This window comes from Frigoribacterium sp. VKM Ac-1396, assembly GCF_015350895.1.
In the GTDB taxonomy this organism is placed as follows: Bacteria; Actinomycetota; Actinomycetes; order Actinomycetales; family Microbacteriaceae; genus Frigoribacterium.
This window is the reverse complement of record NZ_JADKSD010000002.1, coordinates 570,584-592,866: the sequence shown is the minus strand read 5'-3', so window position 1 is coordinate 592,866 and position 22,283 is coordinate 570,584. Positions and strand designations below refer to the sequence as shown.

At 72.7% G+C, this 22,283-nt stretch carries 19 protein-coding genes; 11 read left to right on the top strand and 8 right to left on the bottom strand.

Features of this window, described 5'->3' with window-relative positions; translation table 11 throughout:
* Positions 1 to 21: 21 nt before the first annotated feature.
* Positions 22 to 516, top strand: a complete 495-nt coding sequence (gene mscL, locus ITJ55_RS09855) for a large conductance mechanosensitive channel protein MscL (protein WP_194595202.1) — start codon at positions 22 to 24, stop codon at positions 514 to 516.
* A gap of 127 nt (positions 517 to 643) precedes the next feature.
* On the opposite strand, the gene ITJ55_RS09850 is transcribed toward mscL, so the two are convergent.
* Together ITJ55_RS09850 and ITJ55_RS09845 are read right to left on the bottom strand one after the other, a co-directional pair.
* Positions 644 to 859 carry a hypothetical protein gene (locus ITJ55_RS09850; protein ID WP_194595201.1) on the bottom strand — a complete coding sequence of 72 codons (216 nt, stop codon included), beginning with the start codon at positions 857 to 859 and terminating at the stop codon, positions 644 to 646.
* Positions 856 to 4,623: an AAA family ATPase gene (locus ITJ55_RS09845; RefSeq protein WP_194595200.1), complete on the bottom strand. Its 3,768-nt coding sequence runs from the start codon at positions 4,621 to 4,623 to the stop codon at positions 856 to 858. The genes ITJ55_RS09850 and ITJ55_RS09845 overlap by 4 nt, the downstream gene beginning before the upstream one ends.
* A gap of 275 nt (positions 4,624 to 4,898) precedes the next feature.
* Here ITJ55_RS09845 and ITJ55_RS09840 point away from each other — a divergent pair, with 275 nt between their 5' ends.
* Positions 4,899 to 5,303, top strand: a complete 405-nt coding sequence (locus ITJ55_RS09840; RefSeq protein WP_194595199.1) for a hypothetical protein — start codon at positions 4,899 to 4,901, stop codon at positions 5,301 to 5,303.
* Positions 5,304 to 5,644: 341 nt separating this feature from the next.
* Positions 5,645 to 5,851, top strand: a complete 207-nt coding sequence (locus ITJ55_RS09835) for a DUF1508 domain-containing protein (RefSeq protein WP_056261800.1) — start codon at positions 5,645 to 5,647, stop codon at positions 5,849 to 5,851.
* 19 nt (positions 5,852 to 5,870) lie between these two features.
* On the opposite strand, the gene ITJ55_RS09830 is transcribed toward ITJ55_RS09835, so the two are convergent.
* The gene (locus tag ITJ55_RS09830) at positions 5,871 to 6,713 is read right to left on the bottom strand and encodes a sulfurtransferase (RefSeq protein ID WP_194595198.1); all 843 of its coding nucleotides are present in this window, start codon (positions 6,711 to 6,713) and stop codon (positions 5,871 to 5,873) included.
* 160 nt (positions 6,714 to 6,873) lie between these two features.
* Between ITJ55_RS09830 and ITJ55_RS09825 the strand changes: the two genes are divergently transcribed.
* Together ITJ55_RS09825 and ITJ55_RS09820 are read left to right on the top strand one after the other, a co-directional pair.
* Positions 6,874 to 7,569 carry a DUF4166 domain-containing protein gene (locus ITJ55_RS09825; protein WP_194595197.1) on the top strand — a complete coding sequence of 232 codons (696 nt, stop codon included), beginning with the start codon at positions 6,874 to 6,876 and terminating at the stop codon, positions 7,567 to 7,569.
* Complete coding sequence (locus ITJ55_RS09820) at positions 7,566 to 8,534, top strand: epimerase (RefSeq protein WP_194595196.1); 969 nt, start codon at positions 7,566 to 7,568, stop codon at positions 8,532 to 8,534. Before ITJ55_RS09825 ends, ITJ55_RS09820 begins: the two co-directional genes overlap by 4 nt.
* A gap of 18 nt (positions 8,535 to 8,552) precedes the next feature.
* On the opposite strand, the gene ITJ55_RS09815 is transcribed toward ITJ55_RS09820, so the two are convergent.
* Positions 8,553 to 8,984: an Lrp/AsnC family transcriptional regulator gene (locus ITJ55_RS09815; RefSeq protein ID WP_194595195.1), complete on the bottom strand. Its 432-nt coding sequence runs from the start codon at positions 8,982 to 8,984 to the stop codon at positions 8,553 to 8,555.
* 147 nt (positions 8,985 to 9,131) lie between these two features.
* Here ITJ55_RS09815 and ITJ55_RS09810 point away from each other — a divergent pair, with 147 nt between their 5' ends.
* The 3 genes from ITJ55_RS09810 to ITJ55_RS09800 all read left to right on the top strand — a co-directional run bounded on the left by ITJ55_RS09810 (position 9,132) and on the right by ITJ55_RS09800 (position 12,508).
* Positions 9,132 to 10,163 carry an ornithine cyclodeaminase gene (locus ITJ55_RS09810; RefSeq protein ID WP_370544105.1) on the top strand — a complete coding sequence of 344 codons (1,032 nt, stop codon included), beginning with the start codon at positions 9,132 to 9,134 and terminating at the stop codon, positions 10,161 to 10,163.
* A 45-nt stretch (positions 10,164 to 10,208) separates the two neighbouring features.
* A complete protein-coding gene (gene ctlX, locus ITJ55_RS09805) occupies positions 10,209 to 11,270 on the top strand; it encodes a citrulline utilization hydrolase CtlX (RefSeq protein ID WP_370544104.1) in 1,062 nt (353 codons plus the stop codon).
* 197 nt (positions 11,271 to 11,467) lie between these two features.
* A complete protein-coding gene (locus ITJ55_RS09800) occupies positions 11,468 to 12,508 on the top strand; it encodes a TerC family protein (RefSeq protein WP_194595193.1) in 1,041 nt (346 codons plus the stop codon).
* A 227-nt stretch (positions 12,509 to 12,735) separates the two neighbouring features.
* Here the strand turns inward: ITJ55_RS09800 and ITJ55_RS09795 are convergent, their stop codons facing one another.
* The gene (locus ITJ55_RS09795) at positions 12,736 to 14,910 is read right to left on the bottom strand and encodes a phosphoenolpyruvate carboxykinase (GTP) (protein WP_194595192.1); all 2,175 of its coding nucleotides are present in this window, start codon (positions 14,908 to 14,910) and stop codon (positions 12,736 to 12,738) included.
* Positions 14,907 to 16,688, bottom strand: a complete 1,782-nt coding sequence (locus ITJ55_RS09790; protein WP_194595191.1) for a glyceraldehyde-3-phosphate dehydrogenase — start codon at positions 16,686 to 16,688, stop codon at positions 14,907 to 14,909. The genes ITJ55_RS09795 and ITJ55_RS09790 overlap by 4 nt, the downstream gene beginning before the upstream one ends.
* A gap of 135 nt (positions 16,689 to 16,823) precedes the next feature.
* Here ITJ55_RS09790 and ITJ55_RS09785 point away from each other — a divergent pair, with 135 nt between their 5' ends.
* Together ITJ55_RS09785 and ITJ55_RS09780 are read left to right on the top strand one after the other, a co-directional pair.
* Complete coding sequence (locus tag ITJ55_RS09785) at positions 16,824 to 18,257, top strand: helix-turn-helix transcriptional regulator (protein ID WP_194595190.1); 1,434 nt, start codon at positions 16,824 to 16,826, stop codon at positions 18,255 to 18,257.
* Positions 18,247 to 18,699, top strand: coding sequence for a DUF6314 family protein (locus ITJ55_RS09780; protein WP_194595189.1), 453 nt, complete (start codon positions 18,247 to 18,249; stop codon positions 18,697 to 18,699). The genes ITJ55_RS09785 and ITJ55_RS09780 overlap by 11 nt, the downstream gene beginning before the upstream one ends.
* 68 nt (positions 18,700 to 18,767) lie before the next feature.
* Here ITJ55_RS09780 and ITJ55_RS09775 read toward each other — a convergent pair whose 3' ends face one another.
* Positions 18,768 to 19,016 carry a glutaredoxin domain-containing protein gene (locus ITJ55_RS09775; protein WP_194595188.1) on the bottom strand — a complete coding sequence of 83 codons (249 nt, stop codon included), beginning with the start codon at positions 19,014 to 19,016 and terminating at the stop codon, positions 18,768 to 18,770.
* Between the two features lie 322 nt (positions 19,017 to 19,338).
* Here ITJ55_RS09775 and ITJ55_RS09770 point away from each other — a divergent pair, with 322 nt between their 5' ends.
* Entirely contained in the window at positions 19,339 to 20,739 is a 1,401-nt protein-coding gene (locus tag ITJ55_RS09770; protein WP_194595187.1) for an MFS transporter, read from the top strand.
* Between the two features lie 25 nt (positions 20,740 to 20,764).
* Here the strand turns inward: ITJ55_RS09770 and ITJ55_RS09765 are convergent, their stop codons facing one another.
* Positions 20,765 to 22,246: an amino acid permease gene (locus tag ITJ55_RS09765; protein WP_194595186.1), complete on the bottom strand. Its 1,482-nt coding sequence runs from the start codon at positions 22,244 to 22,246 to the stop codon at positions 20,765 to 20,767.
* Positions 22,247 to 22,283: the final 37 nt, after the last annotated feature.

Sequence of the window (22,283 nt, the reverse complement as noted above, 5' to 3'; positions counted from 1 at the left end):
ACGGATCAGAAGGAGTCGCCCGTGAAGGGTTTCAAAGAGTTCATCCTGCGCGGAAACGTCATCGACCTGGCGGTCGCGGTCGTCATCGGAGCGGCCTTCACGGCCATCGTGACGTCGCTCGTGACGAACGTGTTCAACCCGCTGATCGGCGCGGCGTTCAACGCGACGATGCTCGACAAAGCTCTCATCGTCACCATCCCCACGCTGAGCGGTGGCGAGGCGCAGCTGAAGTTCGGCGCCGTCATCGGGTCGGCCATCCAGTTCTTGATCATCGCCGCGGTCGTGTACTTCGTGCTCGTGCTGCCCGTGAACAACCTGCTCAAGCGCACCTTCGCCAAGCAGAAGGCCGAAGAGACCCCGGCCGACGTGCCGCCGACCGACGTCGAGCTGCTCAGCGAGATCCGCGACCTGCTGCGCGCCCAGGCGACGCCCACGACGGGCACCGGCTCGCACGCCGCGCCCGTGCTCGAGTCGCGCGACCCGCACAGCGAGAACGGGCCGCTCGGCAGCCGCTGACGCCCCGGGCGCCGACCAGACGCCGACCGCCCGCGAACCCCGGATGCGACGACGAACCCCGACACGACGGGGTTCGTCGGCGCATCCGGGGTTCGTCGTGTCGGGCGCTCGGCCCGGTGCGGCCCGCTCAGCCCCAGTGGGGCGGGACGTCGGCGCGCAGACGCTGGTCGTTCTCGCTCGACCCCTGGCGCGCGGGCTCGGGTGCCGGCGTCGGATCGCTGCCCGGCACGGGGTCGGTGGTGACGCGGCGACCGGCCCGTCGACGCACCACGAGGGGCCGGGGCTCGGCCGTCTCGAAGGCGTCGGAGGCGTCGCCTTCAGACGCCGCGCCTCCTGTGCTCATCGACGGTTGACGTGCTGACTGGCCGACAGGGCGGGCACCTCGTGCGTGTTCGCGTCACCGATGCCGAGGACGTCGGCGACGCGCTCGGCCACCGCGTCGGGGTCGGTGAAGAGCTGGAAGGCGTGCACCCGGATGTAGTGCCAGCCGAGTCGGCGCAGCACCTCGGGGCGCGAGCGCAACGATTCGCGCAGGCTCGTGCGCGACAGCGTCGTGTCGGTCTCGATGGTGACGCAGACGCCGTCGTGGGCCGCGACCAACCCGAGCTTGCCGCGGTGCCCGAGGGCGACGGGGATGCCCTTGGCCTCGAGTCGGCGGGCGAGGTCGACGAGCATCGGCTCGCTGTCGTCGGGGACGTGCTCGGCGGTCGTGCGGGCCTGCACCTCGGTGAGGATCTCGCTGAGCGCGACCGTGCCGTGGCCCATGCGGCTCGAGTCGATGTCGCCCGGCTGGAAGCAGGTGACGATGACCATCGACCGGCGGGCGCGCGTCATGGCGACGGCCAGCAGGCGTTCTCCGCCCGGCTGGCCGAGCGGACCGAAGTCGCTCAGCACGCGGCCGTGCGGCGTGCGGCCGTAGCCGATCGAGAACACGACGTGGTCGCGGCTCTGGGCGACGCTCTGCTCGAGCGTGGCGACCATGAACGGCTCGCTGCGGTCGCCGACGACGAACTCGGTCAGGTCTTTGTGGCCCGACACCGCGGTGAGCACCGCCTGCTGCACGCGGACGGCGTGCTTGGCCGAGGCCGTCAGCACCATGAGCGACTCGCTCGGACGCGTGCGGGCGTGCTCGAGGACGAGCGAGACGACGCGGTCGACCTCGGCGTCGACGCTCTCGACGGCACCCGACTCGGGGTCGGGCACGGCGGTGCCGCCCGAGACGTAGTCGAGCGCGATGCTGCCGTGCCCGAGGAAGCTGCCGGCCCACGGCAGCGACTCGATCCGGCCACCGTAGAAGCGGCGGTTCACCAGCTCGGCGAGGTCTTCTCCGCCGGCCCGGTAGCTGCGGGTCAGCGAGAGCGTCGGCAGCAGGGTCGCGAGACGAGCCAGGGCACTCTCGGAGTGCGAGGCGGCGAGGCTCTCTTCGTCGGCGTCGGCCACGGGCTTGCCCGGCAGCACCCCGATGTCGAACTCGGAGGGCGTCTGCGTGACGGGATCGCCGAAGGCGACCGTCTGCTTGCCGCGACGGATCGCCCCGACGTTCTCGGCGAGCGTGGTCGCCCCGGCGTCGACGAGCACGACGGTGTCGAACGGCACGGTGTCGGCGATCGTGTGCACCTCGTAGGGCGACGCGACCCAGACCGGTGCGACGGCACGCGACAGGTGCGGCGCCGCGTCGTGCAGGAGGCGCGCCGTCAGGTGGCCCTGCCGCAGCAGGCCCTTGAGGGCCGAGGCCTCGTCGGGCCAGTCGACCAGGCCGATCTTCCAGTTCTCGGCCAGCAACCAGGCGAGCAGTTGGGCGCTGCCGGCGGCGTGCGCCTCGTCGACGAGGCGGAAGTCGGCCTCGAGCCGGTCGAGCATCGCGGTGTTGGCCCCGAGCAGCGCCCGGTCGGCCTCGAGCAGCGACTCGAGGGCCGAGCGCCACCAGGCGAGCTCGAGCTCGGCGGCCACCTGGTGCTCGGGCACGTGCCGGTTGGCCAGGTCGGTGATCAGCGGCGTCAGCTCGAGGTCGCGGAGCGTCGTCATCAGCTCGGTGCGCTCTTGGAGGTTCTGCAGCACGTCGCTCTCGGCGGCGAGGGCCTCGAGCCGCTGCTGCAGCTCGACGACGCCGATCTCGGTGAGCCCGTCGTCGCCCGAGAGCCCCAGGGGGCCGTCGAGGCGTTCGAGGTCTTGAGAGACCTGCTGGTGCAGCACGTGCGTGTCGGCGATGCCCGTGGGCACCTCGGGCGGGGTGCCGGCCGACACGTAGCGCTGCCAGACGACCCGCTGCTGCTGGATGCGCTGCAGGGCACCGTGCAGGTCGGCGATGTGGACGCCGGGACGCACGTACTCTCGGGCGAGCTTCTTCAGCCGACGCCGGTTGGCGCTCGACATGTCGGGGGCCTCGCGCTTGGGCGCCGTCGCGGCGACCAGCTCGGCGACCGACCGGTCGAAGACGACGGGCATGAACTTGTCGAGGGTGTCGCGGATCTCGGTGAGCAGCCGCAGGTACACGCCGAGCTCGGCGACGCTCTCGAACGGACGCATGCGCGTGCTGCCGATGACGTCGGTCGCCCGCTCGAGCAGGCGGGGCAGGTCGCGGTGGTGCAGGTTCTTCGCGAGCTGGTGGGCGTCACCCGCCCCGACGCTCTCGGTGAAGCGGGCGCCGTACCAGGGCGAGTCGCCCGGCCCGTACTTGAACTCGCCGAGGTTGGCCGCACCGACCATCGTCTCGGCCACGCGGCCACGACCGTCGACCATGGCGGAGATGCTGCGGCGGCTGAGGCGCGCCGTCGTGGCGGGCGCGGCCGGCAGCAGCGCGAGGCGGGACAGCTCGGTCAGGCAGTCGAGCACCGAGACGCCGAGCTCGGGGTCGCGGCGGCTGAGCGCGCCCCGGTAGTCGACGAGCACCTTGCGGAGGCGCACGAGGGCGTCGTCGACCTCGCCCATCTGCGGGTGCGTGGCTTTCTCGTTGCGCGTGATCGAGCGGATCACGTCGCGGCGCAGGGTGGTCGGGCTGACGGCCACGCCGGGCAGGCCGATGTCGGCGAGACGGCTGGTGATGCCGCGCAACGAGGCACGCCGTGCGCTGACCACGAGGACCCGCTTGTTCTGCGAGACGAGGCGTCCGACGGCGTTGACGATGGTCTGGGTGCCGCCGGTGCCGGGCAGCGTCTTGACGACGACCGAGTTGCCGGCGGCGATCTGCGCCACGACGTTCTCTTGCTCGGGGTCGGCGTCGAGCAGCAGCGTGTCGGTCTCGGGGCTGCGCTCGTCTTGGGGGGTCGCCGTCGTCGGGCGGTACGCCTGCTCGACCTGACGGACGGCCAGGGGGTTGCCGGCGAGGGCGTCGAGCACGGGGTGCCCCAGCTCGCGGGCGTCGAGGGCCATCTCGGTCGAGACCTCGGCGAAGGTCGAGACGACCAGGCGCGGCTGCACGGTGAACCACTCGAGGTGCGCGGTCAGACCGCGGAGGCGGTCGATGACCGGGTTGGGCGTGAACGACCCCTCGCGGCTGGCGAGCGAGACGAACGACTCCGCGTCGAGGGTGATGTCGAACTGGTCGTGCAGGGCGTCGACCAGGGCCGGGTTGAGGAAGGGCTCACCGAGCAGCTTCACCTCGAAGTCGCGGCCGTGGCGACGGATCGCCAGGGGACGCAGCAACACGGGGGCCCGGAAGTCCTCGCCGGCGAACGACCAGGCGGCGACGCCGATGGCCAGGTGGACGGCGTCGATGCCGCGCACCGTGCTGAGCTCGAGCCCCTTGGCCGCGATCTCGCCCGCGGCCGCGCGAGCCGTCCGCAGGGCCAGGTCGTCGCGGATCAGGCTCGAGAGCAGGGTCGTCTTGCCCGTGATGAACTGCGCGAGCCCGCCCGGGTGGGTCGTGCTCAGCTCGATGCGGGACCGCTGCGAGTCACCGAAGTGCAAGAGGGCGGACGGGCCGCCCACGCGCCGCAGCGACTCGCGCCAGGTGTTCCAGACGGGCTCGGCCACGTTGCCCAGGGACTGCCCCGGGTGACCGAGGCTGACGGCGTGGGGTGCGATCACGCCCGTGGGCGCGCCGGTCGGGACGGCGACGGAGTCGTTCTCGTCGTCGTCGTTGTCATGCTGTCTGTCGGCTCGCCACACCCTGACACCTTAAGCGGTCCGCCCCGACGAAAGCCGGAGGTCGGGCCATTCCGTCGCGAGTCGTCGGGGCGGACGACGTTCGGCACGACGGGTGACTCGACAGCACCTGTCGTTCATCGCACGTCGGTGTTACATGAGCCGTCATCATGCGCGATACGTTCGGTTATGTGAGTTGGCGTCATGGCGGCACGCAGACACGTCAACGTGCAGTACGGTCATCACGGGGGCTATTCAATGAGCTGACACGACACCGTGTCTCGACATCAGGAGCGCACATGCCTTTCGAACAGAAGTACAGCGACGAGACCCGCGAGAAGTCGCTCGCCCGGGTGCTCGAGCGTCGCGAGGCCGAGCCCGGCAACCGGGCCATCATCCGTGAGACGGCCGCCGAGTTCGAGGTCGGCGAGCAGTCGTTGCGCGGCTGGATCCGAGCCCACGAGCGCTCGATCGCGCCGACGCCCGCACCCGACGACGCGGTCGAACGCGAACTCGACGCCGAGGCCGAAGCCGACGACGACGCGGCCGCGGCCCCGACGTCGGCCCCGCGTCGGGGTCGCCCGCCGGGATCGGGCTCGGCCGCCACGGCCGAGCGCGTCGCCGAACTCGAGGCCGAGGTCGCGAAGCTCCGTCGCGACCGCGAGTCGCTGAAGAGCGCGATGGCCGTCCTGCTGGCCGACTGAGCCGGCGACGAGACCTGCTGGCCGACTGGGCCGGCGACGAGGGCGCCCGCCCCCGAGACTGCCATCCGGGGCCGGGCGCTCTCGTGTGCCCGGACGGACCGGCCGCCGAGACGGGTCGGTGCGACCGCCGAGGCCCGGAGGGGGGAACGGGCCTCGAGGCGGTCGCACCGACCCCCTCAGTGTGGCGCATGACATGTCACATGTCAAGATGCTCGGCGAGACAACGTCGCTCGAGCGTGCTGCCCGTCGAGCGTCGACACCATCTCGTGCCGCCCGTCGGGCGTCGGCCCTATGCTGTCGCCACGCAGAGCGCGTGGACCACATCGGGCAAGGGGCCACCCATGGCAGGCAAGTTCATCGTCACCCAGGACGCCTCGGGTGAGTACCGCTTCGTGTTGACGGCGAGCAACGGCGAGGTCATCGCCTCGTCCGAGGGCTACAAGCAGAAGGGGTCGGCCATGAACGGCATCGACGCCGTGCGGAGCACCGCCGTCGACGCCGTGGTCGACGACCGGTCGGCCGCGCCCGCGCCCGGTCACGCCGACTGACCGCCCGCGAGCCGGCGCCTCAGCCGGGGCGGTCTCCCGTCGCGAGGGGACGGGCCGGGTCGTTCGACCAGGCGCTCCACGACCCCGCGAAGAGCACGGGCTCGAACCCCGCGATCGTCGCCGCCAGGGCGTTGTGCGCCGCCGTGATGCCCGAGCCGCAGTAGACGGCCACGGGCGTCGACGGCCCGACCCCCGCCTCCTCGAAGCGCGCCCTCAACCGGGCCGCGTCGACGAACCGGCCCGAGGCGTCGAGGTTGCCGCCCGTCGGCAGGTTGACGGCCCCGGGGACGTGGCCGGCCCGGGGGTCGACGGGTTCGACGTCGCCGCGGTAGCGCTCGGCCGCCCGGCTGTCGACCAGCACGCCGGTGCGCGGCCAGGCGGCGGCCTCGTCGGCGTCGATCACGGGCCACGGGTCGTCACCGAGCGTGACGTCACCGGGCCGCGCGACCACGTCGCCCTGCTCGAGCGGAAGCCCCGCCTCGCGCCAGGCCGAGAACCCACCGTCGAGCAGGCGCACGTCGGCCAGCCCCGAGGCCCGCAGCAGCCACCAGGCGCGCGCGGCCGACTGCCCGCCGAGGTCGTCGTAGACGACGACCGCGTCGCCGTCGTCGATGCCCCAGCGACGGGCCGCCGCCTGCAGGTCGGCCCGGTCGGGCAGCGGGTGCCGCCCCTCGACCGGGTCGCCGTGTCGGGCCAGCTCGGTGTCGAGATCGACGTAGACCGCCCCGGGCAGGTGGCCCTCGCGGTGGGCCGGGCGGCCGTCCGGTCGGTCCAACCGCCACCGGACGTCGAGCAGGCGGACGACGCCGCCACGCTGCAGGGTCGAGGCGAGCTCGGTCACGGTGACGAGGGGGTGGCTCATGCCGACGAGGCTAACGGGCGCGCGCCTCCTGACAGAGGCCCCGGCCGCCCCGAGGAGGCGCGCGCGGGCCACCCGCGGAGGGTCACGACGAACAGGTGAGTACTTCTCGACGTCGAGGCAACCCCGGCCCGTCGACCGGTCGGTCCCCTAGCGTGAGGCCATGACCGTGGCGCGCTCCCCGTACGAGGCCGCGATGGGTGACGAGCTCGACCGGCTGCACCCGCGCCTCCGGCCCTATTTTTCGGCCGTCCCCGCGGGCTCGGTCGGCCGGGGCCGGGGCACGTTCACCGTCGTGGGCACGCCGAGGCGCTGGCTCTGGCCCGCCCTGTGGGTGCTCGGCCGTCAGGGCGTGCTGTTCGCGGTCGACCGCCGGGACGTGCCGTTCCGGGTCGAGAACCGACCGTCGACCACCGCGAGCGGGGCGGTCGCCGTGACCGCCGTCCGCACCTTCGCGTTCGCGGACGGGTCGCGCCACATGGTCGACGAGATCATGGCCCGCGGCGACGGCCTCGAGGACCACCTCGGCCACCGACACCGCTGGTCGGCGCGCCTGCGGGCGACCGTCGTCGACGGGGCGCTGACGATGGTCTCGACGAGCACGGCGCTGCGACTCGGCCCGGTGCGCCTGCGGGTGCCCCGCGCCGTCGCTCCCCGCGTGACGCTGCACGAGAGCTTCGACGAGTCGGTGGGCCGACAGCGCGTCTCGGTCGTGCTCGACTCCCCCACCCTCGGCCGCCTGTACGAGTACACCGGCCACTTCGACTACGAGGTCGTCGCCGACGACCCCGCGCAGCCCGTCGGGTCCGCCGACGAGCAGCACCCCACCCAGCCCCGCCGACGAGGACCCCGCCCATGACCGACCACATCGTCCTCGCCGGAGCCAGCGGCTTCATCGGCCAGCACCTCGCCGCGGCCTTCCGCGCCGAGGGTGCCCGCGTCAGCCTGATCGGCCGCCACGGCCCCGACGCCTCGTGGGGCGACACCGCCGCGATCACGGCCCTGCTCGAGGGCGCGGACCTGCTCGTCAACCTCGCCGGCAAGAGCGTGAACTGCCGCTACGGCGCCGAGAACCGGGCCGAGATCATGCGGTCGCGCGTCGAGACGACACGCGAACTGACGGAGGCGGTGCTCGCCTGCACCGCGCCTCCTCGGGTCTGGATGAACTCGTCGACGGCGACGATCTACCGCCACGCCGAGGACCGCCCGATGACCGAGTCCACCGGCGAGATCGGTTCGGGGTTCTCGGTCGACGTCGCCACGTCGTGGGAGGCCGAGTTCTTCTCGGCCGAGCTGCCCGCGACCCGCCGCGTCGCCCTGCGCATGGCGATCGTGCTGGGCGACGGCAGCGCGCTCGTGCCGCTGATGAACCTCGTGCGGGCCGGGCTCGGTGGCCCACAGCTCGACGGCCCGTGGCCGGCCACCCGGGCACGGCTCGCGGCAGGCACGTACCACCGTGAGGGCCGAGGGGGCGGGCGCCAGAAGTTCAGCTGGATCCACGTCGACGACGTGCTCGGGGCGATCCGGTTCGCACGGGCGGACGAGTCGCTCGAGGGCGTGCTGAACCTGTCGTCGCCGAACCCGAGCGACAACCGGGGCATGATGCGCACCCTGCGCCGCGTTCTCGGCGTGCCGTTCGGCCTGCCCGCCTGGCGCTGGATGCTCGAGCTGGGCACGGCCGTGCTGCGCACCGAGACCGAGCTCGTGCTCAAGAGCCGGTGGGTGCTGCCCGAACGACTGGTCGAGGGCGGCTACGAGTTCGTCCACCCACACCTCGACGAAGCCCTGAAGAGCATCGTCGCCGGGAGGCGCGGCGCGGTCTAGCGCCGGACGGTCGTCGGGTCAGCGCAGCACCGAGCTGAGCAGCAGGCTGGTCTCGCTGTTGACCACGCCCTCGACGCTGCGGATGCGCGCGAGCACGCGGTCGAACTCGCCGAGCGACGACGTGCGCAGCTCGGCCACGAGGTCCCAGCCGCCGTTGGTGGTGTGCAGCGACGTCACCTCGGGGAACCCCCGCAGCTGCCGGATGACGTGGTCGGTCGAGCGCCCCTCGATCTCGATGAAGCCGACGGCCCGGATCAGGTCGGGGTCGTCGGCCTCGCGCACCCGCACCGTGTAGCCGAGCACCGTGCCCGACGCCTCGAGCCGGTCGAGCCGCGAGGTGACCGTCGCCCGGGTCACGCCGAGCCGCCGCGCCAGGCTCGCCGCCGACTCGCGGGCGTCGACCCGCAGGGCGGCGAGGAGGCGGCGGTCCAGTTCGTCGAGATCGGCCATGACACGGAACGTACAGCACGGGTGCGCAGATCGCCTGTCTCGGCGTGCGGAATGACGCTCGATGGTGATTGTGGCTGCACATCGCCCAGTCCTAGCGTGGTGCCACCGGGCGCGAGACCGAGCCGGGCCGAGCAGGAGGAGGTCGCCGTGGTGCGCTTCGTGGACGTGCAGAACATGATCCGGTGGGTCACCGACCGCGGGGTCGGCCCGATCACCAGCGGCATGGTGACCGCCCTCGAACGCGACTTCGCCCGCTGGCCCGCCTTCGACAAGTCGCCCCGCGTGGCCTCGCACAGCCCCATCGGCGTCATCGAGCTGATGCCCGCCAGCGACAGCGAGACCTACGGCTTCAAGTACGTCAACGGCCACCCCTCCAACCCCGGGCGCGGCTACCAGACCGTCACGGCGTTCGGCGTGCTCGCCGACGTCGACACCGGCTACCCGACGTTCCTCGCCGAGATGACGATCCTCACCGCGCTGCGCACGGCCGCCACGAGCGCGATGGCCGCCAAGCGCCTCGCCCGGGCCGACTCGCGCGTGCTCGCCCTGATCGGGGCGGGGTCGCAGGCCGAGTTCCAGGCGCTGGCGATGCGCGCCTCCCTGGGGCTCGAGACGGTCCGCGTGTTCGACGTCGACCCGCGCGCCACCGAGAAGTTCGTCCGCAACCTCGAGCCGCTCGGCTTCGACATCACCGTGTGCTCGAGCCCGGGCGAGGCGGCCTGGGGCGCCGACGTGATCACGACGTGCACCGCCGACAAGCAGAACGCGATCGTGCTGCCCGACGAGGCCGTCGCCCCCGGCGTGCACGTCAACGCGATCGGCGGCGACTGCCCCGGCAAGACCGAGCTCGACCCCGTCACCCTGCGCCGGGCCGACGTCTTCGTCGAGTACCCCGAGCAGACCCGCGTCGAGGGCGAGATCCAGCACCAGGCGGCCGACTTCGCCGTCACCGAGCTGTGGGAGGTCGTCGCCGGCCGCCGCCCCGGGCGCACGAGCGACGACCAGATCACGATCTTCGACTCGGTCGGCTTCGCCATCGAGGACGTCTGCGCCCTCAAGTACCTGCGCGACGACGTCGTCGGCACCGACTACGCCGTCGAGATCGACCTCGTCGCCGACCCCGACGACCCGAAGGACCTCTTCGGGCTCGTCGCCGCCCGTCGGCCCGTCGGCGTCTGAGCCGCCGGACGCCCAGCCCGAGCCCCTAGCCGCGCCGAGACCGTCGTGACGATCCTCGACCGCCCGCCCCGCGCCTCCTCGTCGTCCGCGACGGCCTCGCCGTCGGCCGCGACGAGGGCGCCGGCGTCGCCCCCCGAACTCCGCGCCTCCTCGCGCACCCGAAGCGCCGACGAGGAGGCGCGGCTGACCACGCAGTCCCCCGCCGCGGTCGTGATGGTGCGACCGCACCACTTCACGCCGAACCCGCAGACCGCGGCCGACAACGCGTTCCAGACCGACCCCGCCGACGTCGACGCGACCCGGGGCGAGCTCGCCGCTCGGGCCGCCGCCGAGGTCACCCGCGCGGCCGCGGCCCTGCGCGCCGCGGGCGTCACGGTGCACCTCGTCGACGACGTGCGGGCCGACCGACCCGACGGGGTGTTCCCGAACAACTGGTTCTCGACCCACGGCGACGGCCGGGTCGTGCTCTACCCGATGCACTCGCCGAACCGGCGGGGCGAACGGCGCGCGGACGTCGTCGACCTGCTGCGCGACGGGTACGCCGTGACCGACGTGCTCGACCACTCGCCGCTCGAACGCGCCGGTCGCGTGGTCGAGGGCACCGGGGCGCTCGTCGTCGACCACGTCGACCGCGTCGCCTACGTCGCCCTGTCGCAGCGGGCCGACCCGGCGGCCGTCGCGGTGGTCTGCGCCGACCTCGGCCTCGACGTGCTGGCCTTCACCGCCACCGACGCCGAGGGCGTGCCGATCTACCACACCAACGTCATGATGAGCTTGGCGTCGCGCTTCGCCCTGGTCGGGCTCGAGTCGATCGAGTCGACGAGCGAACGGAGGCGCGTGGTCGAGCGCCTGACGGCCTCCGGACGCGAGGTGGTCGCCCTGCGCCGCGACCAGCTCGGCGAATTCGCCGGCAACGCCCTCGAACTGCGAGGGGCCGACGGGCCCGTGCTGGCGATCTCGGCTCGCGGGTGGGCCGCCCTGACCGCAGCGCAGCGGCGGGCCGTCTCGCGGCACGCCCGGCCCCTGCCGCTCGAGGTGCCGACGATCGAGCTCGCCGGCGGATCGGTGCGCTGCATGCTGGCCGGGGTGCACCTGACGCGACGGTGAGGCGGTCGCCGAGCCGCGCCTCCTGGGCGGTCGGGTTCTTGCGCTCCCTGCAGCTTCTCAGCAGGGTCACGGTCGGTTGAGGGCTCGCCCCCAGCACGCACCCACGTACCGTTCTCTCAGGAGCTTGTTGCCCGGCGTCGGCCGATCGCGTCGACGTCCCACCCGCCTCATCAGCCCGACCCACCCGGAGCACCCCCGTGGACGTCTCACTGACCACCTGGCTCATCACGATCGCCGTCACCATCGCGTTCTTCGTGTTCGAGTTCTTCACCCACGTGCGCAAGCCGCACGAGCCCACGATCGGCGAGTCCGCCCGCTGGTCGGCGTTCTACATCGGGCTCGCGCTGCTGTTCGGCGTCGGCATCGGGTTCGTCAGCGGCTGGGGCTACGGCGGCGAGTACTTCGCCGGCTACCTGACCGAGAAGGCGCTGTCGATCGACAACCTCTTCGTGTTCTTGCTGATCATGACCGGGTTCGCCGTGCCGCGCATGTACCAGCAGAAGGTGCTGATGATCGGCATCGTCATCGCCCTGATCATGCGCGCCGGGTTCATCGCTGCCGGCGCCGCACTGATCGAGAACTTCTCGTGGGTGTTCTACCTGTTCGGCGCCCTGCTGTTCGTGCTGGCCTACCAGCAGATCAAGGGCGACCACGGCGGCAACGCGGCCGACAACGCCTTCGTCAAGATCGCCCGCCGCATCCTGCCCGTCGACGACGAGTTCCACGAGGACAAGTTCACCGTCAAGAAGGGCGGCAAGCGCTTCGTCACCCCGCTGCTGCTCTGCGTCATCGCCATCGGCTTCGTCGACCTGGTCTTCGCGCTCGACTCGATCCCCGCGATCTACGGCCTGACCAACGAGGCGTACATCGTCTTCACCGCCAACGCCTTCGCCCTGATGGGCCTGCGCCAGCTGTACTTCTTGATCGGCGGCCTGCTCGAGCGTCTCGTCTACCTGTCGCAGGGCCTCGCGATCATCCTCGCCTTCATCGGCGTCAAGCTGGTCTTCCACGCCCTGCACGTCAACGAGGTGCCGTTCATCAACGGCGGCGAACCGCTGCTGTGGGTGCCCGAGATCCCGATCTGGTTCTCGCTGCTCTTCATCGGCGCGACCATCACCGTCGCCACGATCGCCAGCCTCGCCAAGACCCGCGGCGACGCCCAGAAGGCCAAGCGCGACGAGATCGAGGGCGAGAAGGTCACGGTCGCCAAGGACGCGGACGACCCGACGCGCCACTAGGCGCCGGCGTCGGGCCGGCCCGACGACGCACCGCACCGCACCGCACCGCACCGCACCCCATCCCATCCCACCCCACCGCACCGCGTTTCGTGCACGGCACCCCGACTAGTCCGGGTGCGGTGCACGAAACGCGGTGCGGTGTCGTGTGAAGGGGCTCCGCGTCCCCACGACGCGGAGCCCCGGGCCCGTCACCCGCTGATCACGGGCGACGGGAGTCGTCGGTGCCGTCAGCCGGCCAGCGTGCCTGCCACACCCGCGGTCGGCACGGCCACACCCGCGGTCGGCACGGCCGCACCCGCGGTCAGCACGGCCGCACCCGCGGTCGGCACGGCCGCACCCGCGGTCAGCACGCCAGCGGCGGTCGGCACGCCAGCGGCAGCGGCGGCAGCGGCGGCCTCGAGCCGGGCGCGCAGGGCGGCCAGCTCGTCGCGCAGCGCTGCCGGCAGCGTCGACCCGAACCGGTCGAAGAACTCGTCGGTGAGGTCGCACTCGGCGAGCCAGGCGTCCGTGGGCACCGCGAACGACTCGGCCAGCGCCTCCTCGGTGAGGTCGAGGCCGTCGAGGTCGAGGGCTCCCGGCGCGGGGGCGAGGCCGAGCGGCGTCTCGACGGCGTCGGCGGTGCCCGCCAGGCGACCGGCGATCCAGGCGATCACGCGCGAGTTCTCACCGAAGCCCGGCCAGAGGAACGAGCCGTCGGCCCCCTTGCGGAACCAGTTGACCTGGAACACCTGCGGTGCCCGGTCGCCGAGCGCCGCCCCGAGCCGCAGCCAGTGCGCGAAGTAGTCGCCCATGTCGTAGCCGCAGAACGGCAGCATCGCGAACGGGTCGCGACGCAGCTCGCCGACGATGCCCTCGGCCGCGGCGGTCTGCTCGGACGCCACGGTCGCGCCGACGAACACGCCGTGCTGCCACGACCGGGCCTCGGTCACGAGCGGCACGTTCGTGGCACGGCGTCCGCCGAACACGATCGCGTCGAGGGGCACTCCGTCGAACGCGTCCCAGTCGGGGCTGAGCGACGGGCACTGCTCGGCGGGTGCCGTGAAGCGCGAGTTCGGGTGGGCGGCCGGGGTCGAGGAGGCGCGGGTCCAGTCGTCGCCCTGCCAGTCGGTCAGGTGCTCGGGCGCCTCGTCGGTCAGCCCCTCCCACCAGACGTCGCCGTCGTCGGTCAGCGCCACGTTCGTGAAGATCGTGTTCGCGTGCAGGGTGCGGACGGCGACGGGGTTCGACGTCTCGCCGGTGCCGGGGGCGACCCCGAAGAAGCCCGTCTCGGGGTTCATCGCCCAGAGGCGGCCGTCGGGGCCGGGCTTCATCCAGGTGATGTCGTCGCCGAGGGTCTCGACCCGCCAGGCGGGCAGGGTCGGCAGCATCATCGCGAGGTTCGTCTTGCCGCAGGCCGACGGAAAAGCCGCAGCGATGTGGAACGCCCGCCCCTCGGGGCTCGTGACCCGGATCAGCAGCATGTGCTCGGCGAGCCAGCCCTCGTCGCGTCCCATGGTCGACGCGATGCGCAGCGCGAAGCACTTCTTGGCCAGCAGGGCGTTGCCGCCGTAGCCCGAGCCGAACGACCAGATCTCGCGCGTCTCGGGGAACTGGGTGATGTACTTCGTGTCGTTGCAGGGCCAGGCGACGTCGTCTCGGGTGGTGCCGTCGTCGTCGCGCAACGGGTGGCCGACGCTGTGCACGCCGCGGACGAACGGCACCTCGCCCTCGGCGCCTCCGAACGCGGCCAGCGGCTCGGAGCCCACGCGCGCCATGATGCGCAGGTTGAGCACGGCGTAGGCCGAGTCGGTCAGCTGCACGCCGAGCTGCGAGAGCGGCCCGCCCACCGGGCCCATGCTGAACGGCACGACGAACATCGTGCGGCCCCGCATCGATCCGGCGAACCAGGGGCGCAGCTCGCGCTTCATGGCCCCGGCCTCGCGCCAGTTGTTGGTGGGGCCGGCGCCCGCGGGGTCGGTCGTGCAGATGAAGGTGCGGTCCTCGACGCGGGCGACGTCGCCGGGGTCGGTCCGAGCCAGGTAGCTGCCCGGGCGCCGCTCGGGGTCGAGCGCGATCAGAGCACCGCTCGCGACCAGGTCGGCGGTCAGTCGCGCGGCCTCGGCGTCCGAGCCGTCGATCCACTGCACGCCGTCGGGCTCGAGCAGCTCGACCTGTTCGGCGACCCAGGCTGCGAGGGCACGCGGAGCCCACGACGGGGCGGGCGCGTGACGCCGGCGGGCGACGCGCGCCCAGTCGGTCGCCGGAGCCGAGGAGGCGCGGGTCGCGTCGGCCGCGGAGGCGCGGCTCTCGTCGGTTGCTGAGGCGCGGGACGCGTCGCCCGAGGAGGCGCGGCTCTCGTCGGCCGAGGAGGCGCGGGTCGCGTCGGCGAGGACGCCGGGGTCAAGGGGTCGGGTGGTGATCATCGCGTGGCCTCCAGGGTCAGGTCGAGCTGGTCGTCGGTGGGTGCGGGTCGCGGCGCCGCCTCCGAGGCGGGGGCACCTCGTTCTCCGGCCGATCCGATACGTACCGGATCACGCGGAGCCGATCCGGTACGTACCGGATCGGCGCGCGAGGGGGATGCCTCCGCCGGGGCGGCGGGCGAACCGGACGCCGCGCGGGCCGAGCCGGCCGCGCGGGCCGAGCCGGCCGGGCGGGGCAGGGAGGGCGGCGTGCCGCCGGCGAGGTGCTCGAGCAGGCGGACGACCTGGCAGCTGTAGCCGAACTCGTTGTCGTACCAGACGTAGAGCACGACCCGGTCGTCGGCAGGAGCGCCTCCATCCGAGACCACCGTCGCGAGCCCGTCGACGACGCCCGCGTGGCGCGACCCGACGAAGTCCGTCGACGCGACCTCGGGCGACTCGACGTAGTCGATCTGTCGCCGCAGGGGCGAGTCGAGCGAGGCACGACGCAGGTGGGCGTTGAGCTCGTCGCGGTCGACGGGCGTCCGCAGTCGCAGGTTCAGCACCGCGACCGACACGTCGGCCGTCGGCACCCGGATGGCACTGCCGGTCAGGCGTCCCGCGAGCTGCGGCAGCGCCTTGGCGACCGCCGTCGCGGCCCCCGTCTCGGTGAGCACCATGTTGAGCGACGCCGATCGCCCTCGACGGTCGCCGGGGTGGAAGTTGTCGGTGAGGTTCTGGTCGTTCGTCACCGCGTGCACGGTCTCGATGTGACCCGACTCCACGCCCCACCGCTCGTCGAGGGCGGCCAGCACCGGCGTGATCGCGTTCGTCGTGCACGACGCGGCAGCGACCACGGCCTCGTCGCCGACCGTCTCGTGGTTCACGCCGAACACGACGTTCGGGATCGACCCCTTGCCCGGGGCCGTGAGCAGCACGCGGGACGCGCCCCGCGCCTCCAGGTGTCGTCGCAGGGACGGTTCGTCCCGCCACCGTCCGGTGTTGTCGACGACGATGGCGTCGCGGATGCCGTACCGCTCGTAGTCGACCGTCGCCGGGTCGTCCGAGTAGATCACCTGGATCGTCGTGCCGTTCGCGACGATCGTGTCGGTGGCCTCGTCGACCACGATCGTGCCCGCGAACGGGCCGTGGATGGAGTCGCGCCTGAGCAGGCTGGCACGCTTGACCAGGTCGTCGGCCGAGCCGCGACGCACGACGACCGCCCGGAGGCGCGCGCCTCCTCGTCCCCCGGCGTGCTCGATCAACAACCGGGCGACGAGCCGACCGATGCGACCGAAGCCGTAGAGGACGACGTCTCGCGTCGCGGCACCCCCGTCACCGCGACGCCCGACGACCTCGGCGAGCTCGGAGCGCACGACGTCCGCGAGCGACGACGCGACGTGGCCCTCGCGCCCTTCGCGCCCCTCTCGCCCCTCGCGCCCCTCCCGCTGACCCGTGCGCTCGGCGCGGTGCCGGGCGCTCAGCCGGGCGAGGTCGATCGAGGCGGGGCCGAGGTCGAGGCCGTCGAGCAGGTGCAGCACCGCCAGGGTCTCGGCGGGGTCGAGCACGTGGTCGTCGAGCTGACGGGCGAAGCGGTGCAGCTTGAGGACGCCGACGGGCGACTGGTCGAGCAGGCTGCGCCCGTGGATCGACACGACGACCCCGTCGCGCCGCCAGAGCCGACCGATCACGGGGATCATCGCCTCGGCGAGCGCCATGCGCCCCGCCCAGTCGTCCTGGCGCTCGTCGTACCGGACCACGGGGTCGTCGGTCGGGCCGGGGGCGGTGGGCGTCGGTGCCATCGCGTCTTCTCTCGTCGTCAAAAGGGGTGTTTATCCACGATGGCTGCCTCCGACCTTGATCTGCAGGCCGGTCGTGCGTAAAGATCGGGTGTTCTTTCGCATCCGTCAAAGTCCTGGCTCCGAGAGGGGTGCCCCGTGGTCGATGCCGACCCCCTGTTGCTCGGTCAGGCGGTGCGGCACGCCCGCAGCACCCGCGGCCTGACCCTCGACCAGCTCGCCTCGCGGGTCGAGGTGAGCGCGAGCCAGCTCTCGCTGATCGAGACCGGGCGGCGCGAGCCGAAGATCGGGCTGGTCAGGTTACTGGCCACCGCGCTCGACGTACCCCTGGCGACCCTGCTCACCGCCGAACCGCCGAGCGAGCGGGCGGCCCTCGAGATCGAGCTTGCCCAGGCGCAGCGCGGCTCCCTCTACCGGTCGCTCGGCCTGCCCGACGTCAAGGCGAACAAGGGGTTGAGCACGCCCGCGCTGCAGACGATCCTCGGGCTGCACCGCGAGCTCGCGCGTCGGCAGAGCGAGGCCAGCGCCACCCCGGAGGAGGCGCGGCGGGCGAACACCGAGCTGCGGCTCTGGATGCGCGAGCGCGACTCGCACCTGCCGTACGTCGAGGAGGTGGCGGCCGACCTGCTGCGCACCGTCGGGCACACCGCGGGCGCCCTGTCGCACAGCAGCGTGAGCCGCATGGCCCGCAGCCTCGGGCTCGAGATCATCCACGTGACCGACCTGCCGCACTCGGCCCGTTCGGTGATCGACCTGGCCAACGGGCGCATCTACCTGCCGCCGGCGTCGATCCCCGGCGGTCACGGCCTCCGCGCGTTGGCGTTGCAGGCGATGGCGCACCGCCTGCTCGGGCACGAGCGGCCCTCGACCTACGCCGAGTTCTTGAAGCAGCGCCTCGAGATCAACTACTTCTCGTCGGCCTGCCTCATGCCGCTCGAGGCCGCGGTCGAGTCGTTGCAGAGGGCCAAGGCGCAGCACGACCTCTCGGTCGAGGACTTCCGCGACGGCTTCGGCGTCACGCACGAGGCGGCGGCGATGCGCATGAGCAACCTGCTGACCTCGCACCTCGGCATCCGCATGCACTTCTTGCGGGTCACGGGCGACGGGGCCATCGCGAAGGCCGCCGAGAACGACAGCCTGCCCCTGCCCACCGACGTCACCGGCGCCGTCGAGGGGCAGCTGGTCTGCCGCCACTGGGCCGCACGCACGGCGTTCGCCCGGACGAACCGCACCACCGAGCACTACCAGTACGACGACACCCCCGCGGGCACCTTCTGGTCGGCTTCGCAGACCGGCACGACCGAGCACGACGAGTTCTCGATCACCGTCGGGGTGCCGTTCGCCGACGCGAAGTGGTTCCGCGGTCGCGACACCGACCGGCGCGAGACCTCGACCTGCCCCGACGAGTCGTGCTGCCGACGTCCACCGGCCGGCCTCGCCGCACGGTGGCGCGACGCCGCCTGGCCGAGCGCCCGCCTGCACGCCCACGTGCTGGCGCCGCTGCCGTCGGGCACCTTCCCCGGCGTCGAAGACACCGAGGTCTACGAGTTCCTCGACCGCCATGCCGGCTGAGACGCTCGCGCTGCTGCTCGGCCGCTGGGCGGTGGTCCGCGAGATCGACGACCACCGCACGGGCGAGAGCGCCCGCTTCGACGGGACGGCGACGATCGAGGAGGCGCGCGCGGCCTCCGACCTCGCCGCGACCTACGACGAGACGGGCGAGCTGGTCGTGGCCGACCGGCGGACGCCCGCCACCCGGCGCCTCGGCTACGCCGCCCGGGCCGACGGTTCGCTCGACGTCCGCTTCGCCGACGGCCGGCACTTCGTCGACCTCGACCTGCGGTCGGGAGCCTGGGAGGCGCGCCACCCGTGCGCACCGGACAGCTACCTCGTCGAGACCCGGGTGCTCTCGCCGACGTCGTTCGAGGAGCGGTGGACGGTGCGCGGCCCGGCCAAGTCGTACGACGCGCTGACGACGTACGAGCGCTTCGCCGAGCATCCCGCCACGAGATAAACACGCCGCCACACGTTCGCGTGGCGGGTTGTTTATTTCGTGGCGGGGTGGGGCCGGCGCGGCGGGGGCTAGAGCTTGGCGGAGAGCTCGGCGTCGGTCGGCTCGACCAGGTGGCTGCCGTCGGGGAAGACCACGACGGGGATCTGCGTGCGGCCGCTGATCGCGTACGCGCGGTCGGCCCCGTCGGCGACGGCCTCGAGGTCGACGTAGTCGTAGGCCACGCCCTCGCGGTCGAGCAGCGCCTTCGAGCGGCGGCAGTCGCGGCACCACTCGGCGCCGAACATCAGGATGCGGTCGGGGGCGGTGTCGGTGCTCATGGCGACCAGGGTACGCGCGGTGACGGGCGTCGGGCACGGCCGCCGCGCCTCCTCGGCTCGACCGGCCCCGCTCGCCGCGAGCGAACGCGGCCCCGATCTCGTTCGGGGGCCTTGCGGGCCTCCGGGGGTGGCATGTCACACTGGATGAGCGCCCTCGTCGTGGAGTGGCAATCCCCCCAATCCACCCGCCAGCAGCTCGGCCCGCGACGAGTGTGTCGCATCGTGCAGACCGGGGGTCGACCACGAGTCGGCCCGCCGACGTCCACGGTGCCCCCGACGAGACCATCGTCGTGCGCACGCGCCACGGGCCCGGAGGTACCCCGTGATCGACACCCTTCAGCGCCCGCCCGAGACCGCGAGCACGCCCGCCGTCAGCACGCCCGTCGCCCCGCCCCACGGGCGCGCCGCGACCAGGCACCCACGTGACGACCGTCCGACGCCGCAGCCGCACCGGCTGACCCCGTCCGGCGTCGTCGGCATCGCCGTCCTCTGCCTCGCGACCTTCTTCGCCATCACGACCGAGCTCAGCCCGGTCGGCCTGCTCTCGACCATGAGCCGCGACCTCGGCGTGACCGAGGCGCGCCTCGGCGTCGTCGTGACGGTCTACGCCGTGGCCGTCGCCGCGCTCGCGCTGCCGCTCACCTGGGCGACCGCGCGGTTCCCCCGCAAGGCCGTGCTCGTGACGACGCTCGTCGGCTACACGGTCTCGAACCTGATGGTCGCGCTGGCGCCGAGCTTCGGGGTGCTGCTGACCGGCCGCGTGGTCGGCGGCATCGCGCACGCGCTGTTCTTCTCGGTGGCCTCGGCCTACGCGACGCGGATCGTGCCGGCCCGCCTGGCCGGCCGGGCGATCGCGTTCGTCTACTCGGGCAGCTCGCTCGGCTTCGTGGTGGGCGTGCCGCTCGCCACCACCGTCGGCGACCAGCTCGGCTGGCGTCCGGCCGTCGGGGCCGTCGCCGTCGCCACCGCGGCCCTCGCCGTCGTCGCCGCGGTGTTCCTGCCGCACGTGCAGGGCGAGTCGTCGCCGCACGTCGGGTCGGTGCGTTCGTGGGCCCGGTCGGGGCTGCTCGCCGTCATCGTGGCCGACCTCATGCTGTTCGCCGGGCACTACGTCGTCTACACCTTCGTCGGCCCGTACCTGACGGGGGCCGGCCTCGGCGAGGACCTCGTCGGCGGTGCCCTGCTCGTGCTGGGCGGCGCCGGGGTCGTCGGCCTGCTGGCGGCCGGAGCGTTCGTCGACCGGGCCCCGCGACAGACGCTGATCGTGGCCGTCGCCGTGATGATCGGCGCCCTCGCCACCCTGCCGTTCGTGCACGGGTCGCTCGTCGGCACGTTCGTCGTCGCCGGCCTCTGGATGGCCGCCAACGGCACGACCGGCACCCTCTTCATGGCCGCGGCGATCCGCACCGGCGGGGTGAGCCCGGACATCGCGGGCGCCCTGATCAACGCCGGGTCGAACGTCGGCATCGCCGCCGGGGCCGCGATCGGCGGCCAGGTCTACGGCCTCTCGGGGCTGGCCACCGTGCCGTTCGCGGCCGCCGCGATCGTGGCGATCAGCCTCGTCGTGATCGTGGCGGGCCGCCGGGGCTTCCCGCTGGTCGGCCACGCGCAGGCCACCCTCTCGACGTCGTCGCTGGCGGTCATCACCTCGTCGGTCGCCGTCGTCACGACGTCGATCCCGACGGTCGGCGAGGGCCACCGCGGGCGTCGTCCCCGCCGCTGACGACGGCCGGCTCAGGAGGCGCGGGTCACGAGGCGCGGGTCGCGTCGCCCCCGTCACGCGCGGCCTCACGCGCGGACTTCAGCCGCGGGCTGTCGGGGTTCATCAGCGAGTGCCGACGCCCGTAGCCGAAGTAGAGCGCCAGGCCGACGGCGAGCCAGACGACGAAGCGCAGCCAGGTCTCCCAGTGCAGCTGTGAGATCAGGAACCCGCTCGCGACGACGCCGAAGGCCGGCACGACGGGCATGAAGGGCAGCCGGAAGGTGCGGGGCGCCTCGGGCTTGCGGTACCGGAAGACGATGACGGCGACGCAGACGACGACGAACGCGGCGAGGATGCCGATGTTCGTCAGGTCGGCGACCTCGCGGATCGGGAAGACCCCGGCGAGCAGGGCCGAGGCGACGCCGGCGATCCACGTGACCCGCTGGGGCACGCCGCGACGGTCGGTCCGGGCGAACCAGCCGGGCAGCAGGCCGTCGCGACTCATCGAGAACCAGACGCGGGTGACCCCGAGCAGGAAGGTCAGCATGACCGTCAGGATCGAGATCACGGCGAAGACCGAGATGACCGTCGCGACCACCGGCAAGCCGACGCTCTGGAACGCCGACGCGAAGCCCGCGGCCGGGTCGATGTCGCGGTAGTCCTGCATGCCGGTGAGCACGAGCGTGGCGAGCACGTAGAGCACCATGGCGATGACCAGCGACAGGATGATGGCCTTCGGCATGTGCTTCTTGCCGTCGACGCTCTCTTCCGCCGCGGTGCTCATGGCGTCGTAGCCGAACACGGCGAAGAACACGGTGGCCGCGCCCGTGAAGACCGGGCCGAAGCCGTTCGGCACGAACGGGGACCAGTTCTGCGTGTCGAGGTGGAACAGCCCGAGCCCGATGATGAAGAGCACGAGCAGCACCTTGAGGCCGACGGCCACGATCTCGAACCGCCCGAATGCCTTCGACCCCCGGCTGAGGATGAACGTCACGAGCAGGCACACCACGACGGCCGGCAGGTTGACGATGCCGCCCTGGCCCTCGTCGGGCGTCGACGCCATCCAGGTCGGCAGGTGGACCCCGAGCCCCGACAGGAAGGCGTCGAAGTACCCCGAGATGCCGATCGCCACGACGGCGACGATCGCGACGTACTCGAGCAGGAGGTCCCAGCCGATGAACCAGCCGACGATCTCGCCGAGGGCGACGTAGCCGTAGGTGTAGGCCGAGCCGGCCCGGGGCACCATGCCGGCGAACTCGGCGTACGAGAGGGCGGCGGCGGCCGAGGCCAGGCCCGCGATCAAGAAGGAGAAGAGCACGGCCGGGCCGACGCCCGGGTTGGCGTCGTCGCCGTGGGCGACGAGCCCCGCCAACGAGAAGATGCCGACGCCGATGATGCCGCCCACGCCGATCGCCGTGAGCTGCCACAGGCCGAGGCTCTTGAAGAGCCCGCTGCCGCCGACCTCGTCCTCGATCTCGACGATGGGCTTCTTGCGCAACACGGAGCGCGATCCATCGTTGGATGCCATGCGACGAGGGTAGACCCGCCGTGCCGTACCCCGATGT

What these genes read in the sequence shown, in the direction of transcription:
- ITJ55_RS09850 (WP_194595201.1), bottom strand. Translation starts at nt 859, where the DNA reads ATGAGCACAGGAGGCGCGGCGTCTGAAGGCGACGCCTCCGACGCCTTC.
- ITJ55_RS09840 (WP_194595199.1), top strand. Translation starts at nt 4,899, where the DNA reads ATGCCTTTCGAACAGAAGTACAGCGACGAGACCCGCGAGAAGTCGCTC.
- ITJ55_RS09835 (WP_056261800.1), top strand. Translation starts at nt 5,645, where the DNA reads ATGGCAGGCAAGTTCATCGTCACCCAGGACGCCTCGGGTGAGTACCGC.
- ITJ55_RS09830 (WP_194595198.1), bottom strand. Translation starts at nt 6,713, where the DNA reads ATGAGCCACCCCCTCGTCACCGTGACCGAGCTCGCCTCGACCCTGCAG.
- ITJ55_RS09825 (WP_194595197.1), top strand. Translation starts at nt 6,874, where the DNA reads ATGACCGTGGCGCGCTCCCCGTACGAGGCCGCGATGGGTGACGAGCTC.
- ITJ55_RS09820 (WP_194595196.1), top strand. Translation starts at nt 7,566, where the DNA reads ATGACCGACCACATCGTCCTCGCCGGAGCCAGCGGCTTCATCGGCCAG.
- ITJ55_RS09815 (WP_194595195.1), bottom strand. Translation starts at nt 8,984, where the DNA reads ATGGCCGATCTCGACGAACTGGACCGCCGCCTCCTCGCCGCCCTGCGG.
- ITJ55_RS09795 (WP_194595192.1), bottom strand. Translation starts at nt 14,910, where the DNA reads ATGATCACCACCCGACCCCTTGACCCCGGCGTCCTCGCCGACGCGACC.
- ITJ55_RS09790 (WP_194595191.1), bottom strand. Translation starts at nt 16,688, where the DNA reads ATGGCACCGACGCCCACCGCCCCCGGCCCGACCGACGACCCCGTGGTC.
- ITJ55_RS09780 (WP_194595189.1), top strand. Translation starts at nt 18,247, where the DNA reads ATGCCGGCTGAGACGCTCGCGCTGCTGCTCGGCCGCTGGGCGGTGGTC.
- ITJ55_RS09775 (WP_194595188.1), bottom strand. Translation starts at nt 19,016, where the DNA reads ATGAGCACCGACACCGCCCCCGACCGCATCCTGATGTTCGGCGCCGAG.
- ITJ55_RS09765 (WP_194595186.1), bottom strand. Translation starts at nt 22,246, where the DNA reads ATGGCATCCAACGATGGATCGCGCTCCGTGTTGCGCAAGAAGCCCATC.